Below are 13,113 nucleotides of genomic sequence, written 5' to 3' on the forward strand. Positions count from 1 at the left end.
GGGAAAAGCCGGGGCAAAAAATTTCGGAACCGGGCTCATTTCGATGCCAAAAGGCCGGACTCTACGCCATGAAACCGAACGCGCGCCAGCGGAATCCCGTAAAATTGAAGGCCTGCCCAGAGCGGGGCAGCTACAAGTCGCAAGCAAATGACCTCCACAGGAGTTGCCCAAATGCCCACAGACCGAAGCAGGACCGACTCTTTTGCAGGCGCCACAAACGCCCGCGGAACCGACCCGGCAGCCGCCACGGCTGCCAAGAAGCCCAGGCTGCTGCCACGCCGCCGGCTCAAGGAATCAGACGTCAACGTGGTTGACCAGCCGATGCTCAAAAAAGCGCTCGGCGGAACCATCGTGGGCAACACGATGGAATGGTACGACGTAGGTGTCTTCGGCTACCTCATCACCACCATGGGGCCCGTATTCCTGCCGGAGTCCGATCCCACAACGCAAAACCTGTTCCTGTTGGGAACGTTCGCTGCGACCTTCATCGCCCGCCCTCTCGGTGGCGTCATCTTCGGCTGGCTCGGCGACAAGGTGGGCCGCCAGAAGATCCTGGCCACCACGCTGATGATCATGGCGGCCAGCACGTTCGCCGTCGGCCTCCTGCCCGGGTACGCCCAGATTGGACTGTGGGCGGCAGCGCTGCTGGTGCTCCTCAAGGTGATCCAGGGTTTCTCCACAGGCGGTGAATACGCCGGCGCCACCACGTTCGTCAGCGAATATGCCGCTGACAAGCGCCGCGGCTTCTTTGCCAGCTTCCTGGACCTCGGCAGCTACATGGGCTTCGCCATCGGCGCCGCTTTGGTTTCGGTCCTGCAGCTGACCCTGGGCCAGGCGACCATGGAGGACTGGGGATGGCGCATCCCGTTCCTGATCGCCGGTCCGCTGGGCCTGATCGCCGTGTACTTCCGGAGCAAGATCGAGGAATCGCCGCAGTTCCAGGCCACCCTCGATGCCCAGGAGGAGAACGCCAAGAACGCATCCGACGGTGACACCGCCCAGGCCAAGGGACCCGTGGGGATTATCAAGGCCTACTGGCGCCCCATCATCGTTGCCATGGTTGTGGTGGCTGCTGCCAACACGGCCGGTTACGCCCTGACGTCCTACATGCCCACGTACCTGACCGACGCAAAGGGTTACGACGAGCTCCACGGCACGCTGCTGACCATTCCCGTACTGGTGGTCATGAGCCTCTGCATCCCGCTGACCGGCAAGCTGTCCGACCGGATCGGCCGCCGCCCGGTACTCTGGATCGGCGCCGTAAGCACCATCGTCCTGGCCGTGCCGGCGTTCCTGCTGATCGGCATCGGCGCCGTCTGGTCCACCCTGGCCGGACTGGCCCTGGTTGCCTTCCCGGTCACCTTCTACGTGGCCAACCTTGCCTCGGCCCTGCCGGCCCAGTTCCCCACCTCCAGCCGCTACGGCGCCATGGGCATCGCATACAACTTCGCGGTGGCGATCTTCGGTGGAACCACCCCGTTCATCGTGGAGCTGCTGATCAAGTCGACCGGCAACGACATGATGCCGGCGTACTACTTGATGGCAACCTCCTTCGTTGGCGCAGTGGCCATCTACTTCCTGAAGGAATCCGCCAACCGCCCCCTCCCGGGATCAATGCCCAGCGTTGACACCGAGGCGGAGGCCAAGGAACTGGTGGCCACGCAGGACGAGAACCCGCTGATCAACCTGGACGAGCTGCCGTTTGATACCCACGATGGCACCGACCCCCAGGCGCACCGCGGGGTTCCGGCCGGGGCATAGCTCCGCTCCTGGCGCTCTTGTAGCCCACGCTCGCAGGCCCGTCCCGCGTGCTTCCTTGGGGGAAGCACGCGGGGCGGGCCTTTGCGTGCCCGACGCATGTCCGATTGTGACCTCCGGGAATGTGACTCCTCCTGAGGGCCAGTGATACGTTCCGAACGGCCTCCGGGCTAAGGCAGCACACCAAAACAGAACAGGTTCGGTACATGAAGCAGGTAGTGGAGCAGGTGCGGGCGCTCCACCGGCTGGAACCTGCCAGCGGGGACCACCTTGCCGCACTCCGCGTGGCTATCAGCGTTGCAGTCCCCTCGCTGCTGCTGTTGGCTGCGGGCCGAACCGACCTCATGATCTACGCAGTGTTCGGAGCTCTCACCGGCATGTACGGCAGGTCCGAACCCCACCAGCTGCGGCTCCGCCACCAGGGACAGGGTGCCCTGGTGCTGCTCAGCGGCGTGGCCGTGGGAGTAACGCTGTCCATCAACCACATCCACTCGTGGTGGCTGGTGGCCGTGGAAGCCACCCTGGCAGGAGTTGGCTCGGTCTACGCTGACCGGGTACGCCTCAAGCCGAACGGTCCCTTCTTCGGCATTCTTGCCCTCGGCGCCTGCGCTTCCGTTCCCACCGTGGTCCCCTGGTACGCCGCCATGGCCATCGCCTGCGCATCGTCGGTGTTCTCGATCCTGATCGGCTTCAGCGGCTGGGTGCGGAGCCGGGCATGGGAACCGGGCGCAACCCGGAGCATGCCGTCCCGTTCATCGGCACGGCACCGCGAACTCTCGGTCCACGCTGCACGGTATGTTCTGGCAGTGGGGGCCGCGGGGACGACGGGTGTCATCAGCGGCACCGGCCATCCGCATTGGGCCATGGCCGCGGCGGCTGTGCCGCTCGCCGGCGCAGACCTGCCCAGCAGCGTCCGGCGTGGCGTCCACCGCATCGTGGGGACGTTCGTGGGGCTGGCGGTCACCGCCGTCGTCCTCCTGCCGGAGCCCTGGGCACTGGCAGGCCTTTACCCCGCACTCCAGGAACCGGCGCACCGGGCCGCGGTGCTTGCCCTGCTGGTGATCCTCTTCCAGTTCGCCACCGAGTTGTTCATGACCAGGCACTATGGCCTGGCGATGGTCTGGTTCACCCCTGTCATCCTGCTGATGACCCAGTTGGCCTCGCCCATCGAGCCGAGGGTCCTGATCCTTGAGCGCGCTGTGGAGACGCTGGTGGGCGCACTGCTGGGGATTCTGGTGGTGGTAACTGTGCGCCGGCCGGGTTCCCGTACCCGGATCCCCCTACTTCGGCTTCCGCGCCGGCCCGGCCATTAGGCGCACCGGAGCAACCTTGGCCACTGCGGCCACCACCTTGTAGCGCTTGGACGGGATGGAGACCGCTTTGCCGTGCTCGTTGTCCGCCAGCCCTTCACGGACCACACGCTCGGCGCGGAGCCATGTCCATGAGGGGGCCACCGATTTGTCCATCCCCATCCGGTCGTGGAACTCGGTGTGGGTGAAGCCGGGGCAGACGGCCGTAACCTTGATGCCGCGCTTGCGGTAGGCAAGGTTTGCCCACCGGCTGAAACTCACCAGCCAGGCCTTCGCCGCCGAGTAAGTGCCGCGCGGCAGGAACGCGGCCACGCTGGCCACGTTGATGATCCTGCCGTCGCCGCGCTCCAGCATGCCCTTCAACGCTGCGTGGGTGAGCAGCATGGACGTTTCCGCGTGCAGCTTCAGGTGCTTTTTCTCCTCCGCTGGGTGGTTGTCCTCAAAGTTGTGCAGCAGGCCAATCCCTGCGTTGTTCACCAGGATCCCTATGGGCCGCGTGGCGTCCTCAAGGCGTTCGACGACGGCCGCCACGTCGTCGTCCTGGGTCAGGTCAGCGGGAAGCACCTCAGCAGTGACTCCGTACTGCCGCCGGAAGTCCTCCGCCGTTTCGGCAAGCCGGGAGGCGTTGCGTGCCACCAGGACCAGGTCGTTGCCCTGGGCCGCAAGCTGCTTGGCGAATTCGTGGCCGAGCCCGGCGCTGGCTCCGGTGACGAGTGCTGTGGTTCGGGTGCTGGATGGCGTCATGCTGCCAGCCTAGCCAGCAAGGCGGCAGGATGGGACCGTCCTGCCTGCACCAAGCGTGAATTCGGCAGAGGCAGCACCAGGGACTCAGGTTGGAGTGCGTGTGACAGGACGGCCCCGCCCGAGGAAGCTACGCTGGTACCTCCGGCGGCCGGCCAGGCTGCCGTGAAGGGGGAAACATGGACCAGCAACAATCCGCGGCGCTCGGGTTCCGTGAAGTGGACCGGGACGGAAAGCCGGTGCTGCCTGAAACGGAGGACTCTGAGCCGGCTGGGCCTGCCCGGAGCTTGCGGATGCCAAACCCTTTCATCGTGGTGCTGTGGCTGCTTGCTGCAGGCCTGATTGCCACGGGCATGTGGACCTTGCTGCGAGGTCCGGTGGCCATAGGGCCGATTAGCAACGGATTTTCGATCGACTTCGTATTATTTACGTTCGCGCCGCATCTGGTGCTTGCCGGTTTTGCGGCCCTGATTTTCCTGCTTTTCTGGCACGCCTGGCAGTGGCAACGCCGGCGCGGCTGAGCGGTTTTCACAAAAGCAACTTGTGCAACATTTAGTAAGCATGCTTTGCTTATGGGGATAGATGAACCTCCGCAAGCAGTTCGCGGCGGGGCTGCCAACGTTGGCACTCCGTGAAGGAAGCCCAGGGAAGAACATAATGACTACCGCAATGGAAGACCAGTTGGCAGCGTTTGGGGAGCGCACTGAAGCAGCTGGAAATGTCTTGACCGCCACCGTACCCGTAGACGCAGGGCTGCTGTTAACCCTCAACTCACGCATGCATTGCCGCACGCCTATGCAGCGCGTCGACCACGACGAACTTCCGGTCCGGCAGCCCGTGTACGTTGACGGAAACTCCGTCGTTGCCCTTCGGCCCGGATCCGTTCCGGAGAGCGTGGTCACCTACCGCTGCGCCTGCGGCTTCACGATTGACGATCCCGGGGCCGCCATGCCGGTCAGCGACCAGGCGCTCGCCAGCTAGCCGGCCCCTGCTTGACCCTCAAGACCCCCGCCAGGTAATCAGCCGGCGGGGGTCTTTCCAGCTGACAAGGCCCCCCAGTCAAGGACCCGCGGTCAACCTGGACCCGCGCCCGGCCAAGACCGGGGGCTATGCCCAGGGAATAACGCCGGAGCGGGTCGGGGGCCGGTCAGCTTTCAGCGGTCCGGCCAGTCGACGAATTGTTCGTAGCCCTCGTGCTTGCGCAGGTAGCCGGAAATGAAGGGGCAGTGCGGGATGATGCGTTTGCCGGTTGCCACTACGTCGTCCAGGGCGAAGTGCGCCAGGACCTTTCCCAGGCCCTGGCCTTCAAAATCCTGCCCTGTCTCGGTGTGGGTGAAGTCGATGTGACCGGGAAGGTCGCGGAAAAAGGCCTGCACCGCAAGCCGGCCATCCACCAGGAGTTCGTACCGGTGCTGCGCGTCATTGCGCCGCAGCGAAACATTGGCGGTGAACTTGTCCTCTGCGGACGTGGTGTTCTCGGTCATGGTTCGACACTGGCACTACTTCACCCCGCTGGCAATGCCCCTTCTCCCCCTCTTCCGGCGCGCACCCAGGGGGACACCTCCCAGCAAAAGCGTGGCGACGGAGAAACACGCAGCCCCGGCTGCCAGCAGCCCCAGGGACAGCCCGTTAAGGGCGGCGTCCGCCACGGGGATGAAGACCACCACGACGGCGGCCCCCGCCTGGGCGGGCCGGCAGCGGAAGGCACGCATCGCCGTCGTCCGTTCCTCCAGGTGCCCAAAGGCAGCCGCCACCGGCAGGAGCAGGAGGACCAACACAAGGACCACCAGGGGCCGCGACCACCACCATGCGGCCGTGCCGGAACCGGGTTTGGGGATCGGGGCCAGGAGCAGCAGCCCGGACATAGCCACCAGGAGCGGCAGGTGCCACAGGTACACCGTCAGGGACCTTGCCCCGGCCAGCTTCAGCAGCCGGCTGATCCAGCCCACTTCCGCCAGCGGAGCCAGGAGCGGCCGCGCCAGTTCCATCACGGCCAACTGCGCGATGCCCAGGATCACCAGGGTCAGGTTGGGTGGGTTGAGGTTGACCAGCATGTTTCCCCGATACAGCCCCAGCCCGGTCACGAGTCCCAGCAGCAGGTGTGCCGCCACGGCGACCCCCAGCAGCCCCGAGCGGGAAAGGCGGGAAAAGTAGCCGTCGGCGGCCAGGAACCCCAGTTGCTGAACCGCGCACCACACGAAGACCAGATTGGCGTTGGCAAGGTCCGGCAGCGCACCCCGCAGGCAATCCACGGCGACCACCAGCCCCGCGAGCAAGCCCAAGGTCAGCCAGGGGGCGCGGGCATGCAGCGCCGCCAGAACCGGAATGTTCAGCTGCGCCGCCAGATAGGCGGCCAGGAACCACAGCGGCATCGCAGCGCCGGTAGCCATGAGCTGGACTACCTGCCGGTCCACCCCGAAGGCGCCCGCCACGGACAATCCCACAACCATGGAGGCAAGCAGGGCGGTTGCCGGGCGGACCAGGCGCAGGAGCCGGGCGCGGATGAACTGTGCCGCCGTGCCACCGGCCGCCTTGAGCCGGCGCCAGGACTGCAGCCCGGTGATGCCGCCGGTGACGAAAAACAGGGGCATGACCATGAAGATCCAGATGACCGGCTCGAACCAGTGCTGATCACCCAGGGTATTTTCCGTGGTCACGGTGCCGTCCGGGTGAAGGACGGGGCTGACCATCATGGAGTGCCCCACCACCACCAGCGCCAGGCAGACGAAGCGGACAAGGTCGATTGCCGGATCACGGTTCGCCGTGTCCGGCACAGAATCTGGCCCGTGCCTGCCGGTGTTGCGCACGGGGTCCTACAAGCGCTCGAGGCTGCCCACGGCACTATTGTGCCCCCGTTGCCTGTGCTGGTTAAGGACCTTGGGCCCCTTCCGCCGCTACTGCAACACGGCCAGCAGGCCCAGAACGACGGCGAGCAGGGGCGTGGCGCCCTGCGTTACGGCGGCGCGGAGGTACTTGCGCCCGGTCAGGGCCAGGACGGCCGCAGCGAGCAGCATGGACCCGCAGCAACTGAAGATAAGGGTCCACCCCGCCACGGACTGCGCCGACCCTTGGCCGCCAACGGCTGCCAGTACGATGCCGACAATCGCCCCGACCGCCAGGAACAGGTTATAGAAGCCCTGGTTGTAGGCCATGGGTTTTGTGGTCTCGGCATCCGACTGGGAGGCAATCCCGAAGCGCTTCCAAGTGGCCGGCCGGGTCCAGGTGAGCGATTCCATCGTGAAAATGAAGACGTGCAGCGCGGCGGCAAGGAAGGCAAAAAGAAGGGAGGCCAGGATCATTGCTCGATCCTAGCCTCCTGCTGAACCCTCACCCCTCCCCGGCAATTCGGTGAAGGCACAAAAAAGGAGGCCAGGACCGGCTGCATGATCCTGGCCTCCCGCTTGTGGTGGATTTAGCTACCGTGCCAGTGTGGCCAGTGTGGTGGCCGCAAAGCCCTTCGCCGACTGGTTCCACAGCGACAGCAGGCCCTGCAGGTTCTCGCCGTCGGCACGGTGCGCCGGAAGCTGGTCCTGGAGGGTGGCCAGCACGCCGGTTCGCAGCTCCGTGTTGAAGTTGACCTTGCCAACGTTCATGGCCGCGGCCTTCACCAGTTCCTCCGCCGGGATGCCGGAGGCGCCGTGCAGCACCAGCGGAATGTGGATCCGCGCCGCGATGTCCTGCAGCACGTCCCAGCGCAGCTTCGGCTCGCCCTTGTACTTGCCGTGGACGTTGCCCACGGCGACGGCCAGCAGTTCCGCGCCAGTGCGGGAGACGAAGTCCTCCACCTGCGCGGAGTCCGTCAGGCCGGCCACGTCGACACCGGACTGGTCGGCTCCGAAGGCGCGGTCCTCGTCCCCTGCCAGGCCGCCGAGCTCGGCCTCGAGCACCACCTCGGCACCCAGCAGGGCACGGGCCGCCTGGACCAGCGCAATGTTGTCCTCGTAGGGAAGGGACGAACCGTCGGCGAGGACGGAGTCCGCCCCTGCCTTGACGGCGTCGGCCATGACACGAAGGTCGGATGCGTGGTCAAGCTGCACCGCGACGGGCACGGCAGCGGCATCGGCCAGGCCACGGAGCGCCGCGATGAGCCTCAGGCCGTTCGCAGTGGCGGCGGTCTTGGGTGCCACCAGCAGGATCACGCCCCTGCCGGACTCTTCCGCGGCACCCACCACGGCAAGCGCGGTGGTGAAGTCGTAGCAGGTGAAGGCGGGCACTGCGGAACCCTGCTGCAGGGCGGAGGTGACCAGGTGGTCCAGTCGGGTATGCATCAGGCGCCCAGCCCTCCCACCAGGATCCAGGCGACGAAGGTCAGCAGGAAGCCGGCCACGCCCAGGATGGTGGTCAGGACGGTCCACGTCTTCAGGCCGTCGGAAACCGTCAGGCCGTAGTACCGCACCACCACCCAGAAGCCAGCGTCCGTCACGTGGGACAGTCCCAGCGCGCCAAAGCCGATGGCGATCACGATCACGGCGATCTGTGCCGGGCTGTAGCCGCCGCCGCTGACCGCCGCGGACAGCAGGCCGGTGGTGGTCACGATGGCCACGGTGGCAGAACCCTGGGCCGCACGCAGTGCCAGCGAGATGATGAAGCCGAGCAGCAGCAGCGGCACGCCCAGGGTGTCCAGCGTTTTGGAGAGAGCGCCGCCGATGCCGGAAACCTGCAGCACGTTGCCGAACACGCCGCCGGCGGCCACCACCATCAGGATCGAGGCGATGGGCGGCAGGGAGCCCTCGAAAATTTCGCCGGTTTCCTTGAAGGACCAGCCACGGCGGACCGCCAGCAGGAAGAAGGACAGCGCCACGGCCACGAGCAAAGCAAGGAACGGGTTGCCGATGAAGGCAGCGAGGCCGTAGAGCGGATCGGACTTGGGGATGACGAGCGTGCCTACGGTACCGAGCAGGATCTGCACGATCGGCGCGGCGATCAGGAAGATGATCAGGCCCGGCCGCGGCGGGGCAATGGCGGCGGCGCCGGGGCCGTCGTGGCCCACCTTGACCAGCGAATCGGAGCCGAATTCCTCCACCTGGGTCTTTACAGCCGGCAGAAGCTCGTAGTCCTTGCGGTTCATGATGGATGCTACCCAGTAGGACAGGAAGCCCAGCGGCACGCAGATCAGCAGCGAGATCAGGGCGATGAGTCCGATGTCGGCGCCGAGTACGCCCGCGCCGGCCACAATGCCCGGGTGCGGCGGAACTGCCACGTGGATGGAGAGCATGATGCCGGCCATGGGGAGGCCGAACTTCACGGGGTGGACCTTGGCGATTTTGGCGAAGGCGTACACGATGGGCACCAGCACGATGATGCCCACCTCGAAGAAGACGGGGATGGCCACCAGGAAGCCGACGGCAGTCAGCGCGACGGCCACGCGGCGGGCGCCGAGCTTGCGGGTGAAGTGGTCGGCCAGGGACTGGACGCCGCCGGACACCTCGATCATGCGGCCCAGGACTGCGCCGAGCGCGATCAGGATGGCAACCTTGCCCATGGTGCTGCCCACGCCGCTGGACACCACAGTGAAGATGTCCTGCAGCGGGATGGTTGCTGCCACGGCCACCAGGATGCTGACGGTGAGCAGGGCCACGAAGGCCTGGATCTTGAAGCGGATGATCATCATCAACAGGATGGCGATGCCTGCCGCTGCGATGGTGAGCAGCAGCGGGGTGCCCAGCTCGACGGCAGGCTTGATGGCCGGAGCATCGGCCGCCCGCTGTATCAGCGGGTTGATCAGGTGGTTCACGGGGAGGTGTCTCCTATAACGTGCCGGCCTGAGGGCAGGCGGCAGCAGGGAATGGTGAGGGTGGAACGAAGGTTGCGGGACTGCGCCGGCAACGCTGGGAGGTACGACGACGGCGGAGGGGGGACCGCCGTCGTCGAACCTTTTTGCCGCAAGGGCAGGAGGGTGGCTTGTTTGGTGCGCTGGCTTACTTGGTGCGCTTGGCGGGGGCGACCACCTTGATGACCGCGGAATCATCGGCGGCGGCGAGGCCCTGGGCCTGGCCCAGCAGGTAGAGCTGCTCAGCGGCGGCGGCAACAGGGGCTGCCAGGCCGGCGGCGCGTGCGGCCTTGCCTACGATGCCCATGTCCTTCACGAAGATGTCCAGGCGGGAGAGGACCTCGGCGCCTTCCTCGTTGTAGGCCTCCAGGATGCGGGGGCCGCGGTTGGAGAGCATGAAGGAGCCGGCAGCACCCGCTTCCAGGGCGGCCAAGGTCTTGGCCTGGTCAAGCCCCAGCGCGTCGGCCAGGGCCAGGGCTTCGGCGGCGGCGGCGATGTGGACGCCGCACAGCAGTTGGTTGACGGTCTTCAGGGCCTGGCCGTCGCCGGGGTTGTCGCCCACAACGGTGAGGGTGGAGGCGAGCAGGTCCAGGGCCGGCGCAGCTTTTTCGCGGGCTTCGGGGGAAGCGCCGACGACGATCAGCAGGTCGCCTTCGCCGGCGCGCTTGGGGCCGCCGGACAGCGGGGCGTCCACCAGGTCCACGCCGTATTCGGCCAGTTTGGCCACGGTGGCGGGGATGGCGTCAGTGCCCACCGTGCTGCCGAGGATGACGACGGCGCCCGGCTCCAGCACGGAGGCCACGCCGTTTTCGCCGAAGAGGACGTCGTTGAGCTGCTCACCGTTGCGGACTGCCAGGAGTACCGCGTTGGCACCCTTGGCGGCGTCGCGGGCCGTGGTGAAGGTGGTGATGCCGGCTTCTTCAGCGAGCCTGAGGCGGGCCTCGGCGATGTCGAAACCGTGGACGGTCAGCTGGGTGGCCAGGCGGGTGGCCATGGGGAGGCCCATGGCGCCGAGGCCCAGGACGGTGACGGTGTAGTTGCTGGTCATGGTGTTTCTCCTTGAAATTTGCTGGGCCCACGCCGGCGAGGGCCCCGGCCCGAGCCTGCGGGGGTTGGGAGCCGGTGGGGACTAGAACGTGGTGCTGAGCTTGCGGGTGACCTGGGCCAGGGAGTCGTCGTCGCCCACGTTGCCGGCGAAGACGATGTACGGAATGCCCTTGGCAGGTCCGTCCACCGGTTCCCAGAGGGAGACGATGCCCGGCAGCATGGGGCCGCGGACGATGGCGTGGCGGATTTCCAGGCCGTGGGCTGCCACGTCCGAGGACGTGATGCCGCCCTTGGCGATGACGAACCGCGGCGGGAACGTCTTCAGGGTCCGGTTGACAACGTCCACGACGGCGGCCGAGACGGTCCGCGCGATCCGCAGGCTTTCGGCGGGGTCATCGGTTTTGATGAGCAGGCGGCTGGTGTGGACGATGACGTCCCCTGCGTGCAAGGCATCGACGACGGCGGCAACGGTCTGGTCCAGGTGGGCCTTGGCGTCCGTTTCAGCACCAAGGAGCTTCTCGACGTCGATCTCGATGATGCGCGCGGAGCTGTGTTCCGCGGTGAGGACGTTGAGCTGGCGCGTGGTGAGGCCAACGTGCGAGCCCACCACGATGAGGCCGCCGGCTTCCGACGGGGTGTTGCCCTCGTAAGCCTCTTCCCCGGTCAATGCTGCGCGGACTTCCTGGCCGATGCGGCCGCGGACGAACGGCGGGCCAACGCGGTACAGGAGCTTCTTGCCGCGGCGTTCGGCTTCTTCCAGGCCCAGGGCCAGGGCGCGGAGGTCGTTCTCGGTGACGATGTCGGCCACGATCGGGGTGGAGTCTGTTGCGGGCTCGATGGCGTCGGCGATGGCCTTGGCGGAAATGGCGGGGTCCTGCGCGGAGGCACCGGCGCGGATGATGTTCAGGTCCAGGACGATCACGGAGTCCGCGGGGAACCGGCCCTGGGATTTCTCTGCGATGTAGTCGGCCATGACGGAGGTGCTGAAGCCGAAGGATGCGTCCTTGGCGAACTCGGTTTCGGAGACCGGGACCAGGGTGCCTTCAGCGTCGCGCATGTAGTGGACTCCCCCGATGGTGACCCGTCCGGCGTCCGGGAACGCTGGAACCAGCACAACGCCGTGGGTCTTCTCCCCGCTGACCTCGGCGACCGTCGCCGAGATGACGTCCGGTTCCAATGGGTAGTGGCCGCGGAGGGTGGAGTCACTGCGGCTGACGAATCCGAGCCGCAGGCTGGGAGCGGCGGTGGAATCGGCGTTCTCCGGGTCTCCTGCCGCGGCCAGCGCATTGCGGACTACTTCCTCATTGCGGGCCGCCGCTTCTGCCGGATCCAGGCTGCGGGTGTTGGTCAGGACGTAAACGGCTGGCTTGCCCTGGCCAAAGGCCCAGGCGAAGTCCTGGACCTCCCAGCGGGTGAGCACGGGCAGGTCTGCCACTGACTGCGTGCCGGTGGGATCGTCGTCGAGCACTACCAGGACGCGGGGAACCTCCGCGTTGGAAGCGGCAAGCGTGCCGGCTACCAGCCCAGCGGGGATCTCGAGGTCTGCCGGGTAAGCGGCCAGAACGTCTGCTTCATGCGTCACAGTGCACTCCGTTGTGTAACGATCCGGTTTGGCGGATCCAGGTGTAAAGGTAACTGTAAGATGTCTGACATCTTGCATTTGAATGTTAGTGTGGCACACGGCATACGGACGCGCAAGTACACTTGTCTGACATATCCGCCGCGGAAGCCGGAAGCAGGAATCGGGGGCAGCATGGCACGGAAGTCACTGGTTGGCGTTGTGGCCGACGAGTTGCTGGACCGCATCATCGAAGGCGAGTTCCCGCCCGGTTCCACCGTTCCCGGCGAGCACGAACTCAGCGCCCGCCACGAGGTCAGCCGCATGACGGTCCGCGAAGCGATGAAGACCTTGCAGGCACAACGCATCCTGAGCGTGGAGCGCGGCCGTGGAACATTCGTGAACCCGCTGAGCCGCTGGGCCTCGCTGGAAGCCGTCCTGCGCGCGGCGTCCGAGGGCAAGAACGACGCCGATGCCTCCATCCAGCTCATCGAGTTGCGCAGGATGCTGGAAACGGGAGCCTGCGAGCTTGCCGCCGGACGGATCGCGGAAGAAGAAATCACCTCCCTCTTCAACTACATTTCGGCGATGAAGGCGGCCCACAGCATCAATGACGTCGCCGCGTTCGTGGAAGCAGACCTCGCCTTCCACGACGTCATCCTGCACGCCTCCGGCAACGTCTTCGTGTCGGTCCTGTTTGAGCCGCTGCACCGGGTCCTGGAAAACCGCAGGACCGAGACCTCCGCCGTTCCTGAAATCCAGGAACACGCCATCGGTCATCACCAAAACATTGCCGAAGCCCTGCAGTCGCGCGACTCAGTCCGGTCCCGGGAGGCCATGGCCGCCCACATGCAGCAGACCCTCGATGACCTGAAGCACCTGGTGCTGGAAACCAAGTAACCCCTCCCCCCTGGTCATGGGAAGCGGCT

General features: G+C 66.3%; 13 protein-coding genes. 5 read left to right on the forward strand and 8 right to left on the reverse strand.

The window, feature by feature from the left end:
• The first annotated feature begins 171 nt into the window (after positions 1–171).
• The gene (locus ACFO0G_RS18925) at positions 172–1,761 is read left to right on the forward strand and encodes an MFS transporter (protein WP_286401211.1); all 1,590 of its coding nucleotides are present in this window, start codon (positions 172–174) and stop codon (positions 1,759–1,761) included.
• 203 nt (positions 1,762–1,964) lie between these two features.
• Positions 1,965–3,071: an FUSC family protein gene (locus ACFO0G_RS18930; RefSeq protein WP_376979520.1), complete on the forward strand. Its 1,107-nt coding sequence runs from the start codon at positions 1,965–1,967 to the stop codon at positions 3,069–3,071.
• Here the strand turns inward: ACFO0G_RS18930 and ACFO0G_RS18935 are convergent.
• Positions 3,039–3,812 carry an SDR family NAD(P)-dependent oxidoreductase gene (locus tag ACFO0G_RS18935; protein ID WP_376979522.1) on the reverse strand — a complete coding sequence of 258 codons (774 nt, stop codon included), beginning with the start codon at positions 3,810–3,812 and terminating at the stop codon, positions 3,039–3,041. The two genes, ACFO0G_RS18930 and ACFO0G_RS18935, sit on opposite strands and share 33 nt — an antisense overlap.
• Before the next feature lie 176 nt (positions 3,813–3,988).
• Between ACFO0G_RS18935 and ACFO0G_RS18940 the strand changes: the two genes are divergently transcribed.
• The gene (locus ACFO0G_RS18940; protein ID WP_376979524.1) at positions 3,989–4,330 is read left to right on the forward strand and encodes a hypothetical protein; all 342 of its coding nucleotides are present in this window, start codon (positions 3,989–3,991) and stop codon (positions 4,328–4,330) included.
• 136 nt (positions 4,331–4,466) lie between these two features.
• Complete coding sequence (locus tag ACFO0G_RS18945; RefSeq protein ID WP_376979526.1) at positions 4,467–4,790, forward strand: hypothetical protein; 324 nt, start codon at positions 4,467–4,469, stop codon at positions 4,788–4,790.
• Positions 4,791–4,963: 173 nt separating this feature from the next.
• On the opposite strand, the gene ACFO0G_RS18950 is transcribed toward ACFO0G_RS18945, so the two are convergent.
• From ACFO0G_RS18950 to ACFO0G_RS18980, 7 genes are all read right to left on the reverse strand, one after another.
• Entirely contained in the window at positions 4,964–5,293 is a 330-nt protein-coding gene (locus ACFO0G_RS18950) for a GNAT family N-acetyltransferase (protein ID WP_286401196.1), read from the reverse strand.
• Positions 5,294–5,308: 15 nt separating this feature from the next.
• Positions 5,309–6,616, reverse strand: a complete 1,308-nt coding sequence (locus tag ACFO0G_RS18955; RefSeq protein WP_376979528.1) for an acyltransferase family protein — start codon at positions 6,614–6,616, stop codon at positions 5,309–5,311.
• 87 nt (positions 6,617–6,703) lie between these two features.
• Positions 6,704–7,108 carry a DUF1304 domain-containing protein gene (locus tag ACFO0G_RS18960; protein ID WP_286401191.1) on the reverse strand — a complete coding sequence of 135 codons (405 nt, stop codon included), beginning with the start codon at positions 7,106–7,108 and terminating at the stop codon, positions 6,704–6,706.
• Between the two features lie 117 nt (positions 7,109–7,225).
• Positions 7,226–8,077: a class II fructose-bisphosphate aldolase gene (locus ACFO0G_RS18965; protein WP_286401188.1), complete on the reverse strand. Its 852-nt coding sequence runs from the start codon at positions 8,075–8,077 to the stop codon at positions 7,226–7,228.
• Complete coding sequence (locus tag ACFO0G_RS18970) at positions 8,077–9,543, reverse strand: GntP family transporter (protein ID WP_286401186.1); 1,467 nt, start codon at positions 9,541–9,543, stop codon at positions 8,077–8,079. The genes ACFO0G_RS18965 and ACFO0G_RS18970 overlap by 1 nt, the downstream gene beginning before the upstream one ends.
• 184 nt (positions 9,544–9,727) lie before the next feature.
• Positions 9,728–10,627, reverse strand: coding sequence for an NAD(P)-dependent oxidoreductase (locus ACFO0G_RS18975; RefSeq protein ID WP_376979531.1), 900 nt, complete (start codon positions 10,625–10,627; stop codon positions 9,728–9,730).
• Positions 10,628–10,708: 81 nt separating this feature from the next.
• Positions 10,709–12,208 carry a four-carbon acid sugar kinase family protein gene (locus ACFO0G_RS18980; RefSeq protein WP_376979533.1) on the reverse strand — a complete coding sequence of 500 codons (1,500 nt, stop codon included), beginning with the start codon at positions 12,206–12,208 and terminating at the stop codon, positions 10,709–10,711.
• 171 nt (positions 12,209–12,379) lie between these two features.
• On the opposite strand from ACFO0G_RS18980, the gene ACFO0G_RS18985 reads away from it, so the two are divergent.
• On the forward strand, positions 12,380–13,084 hold the full coding sequence (locus ACFO0G_RS18985; RefSeq protein WP_376979535.1) for a FadR/GntR family transcriptional regulator: 705 nt from the start codon (positions 12,380–12,382) through the stop codon (positions 13,082–13,084).
• The last annotated feature ends 29 nt before the right edge of the window (positions 13,085–13,113 follow it).

Source organism: Arthrobacter sedimenti, assembly GCF_042652025.1.
GTDB classification, from domain to species: Bacteria; Actinomycetota; Actinomycetes; order Actinomycetales; family Micrococcaceae; genus Arthrobacter; species Arthrobacter sedimenti.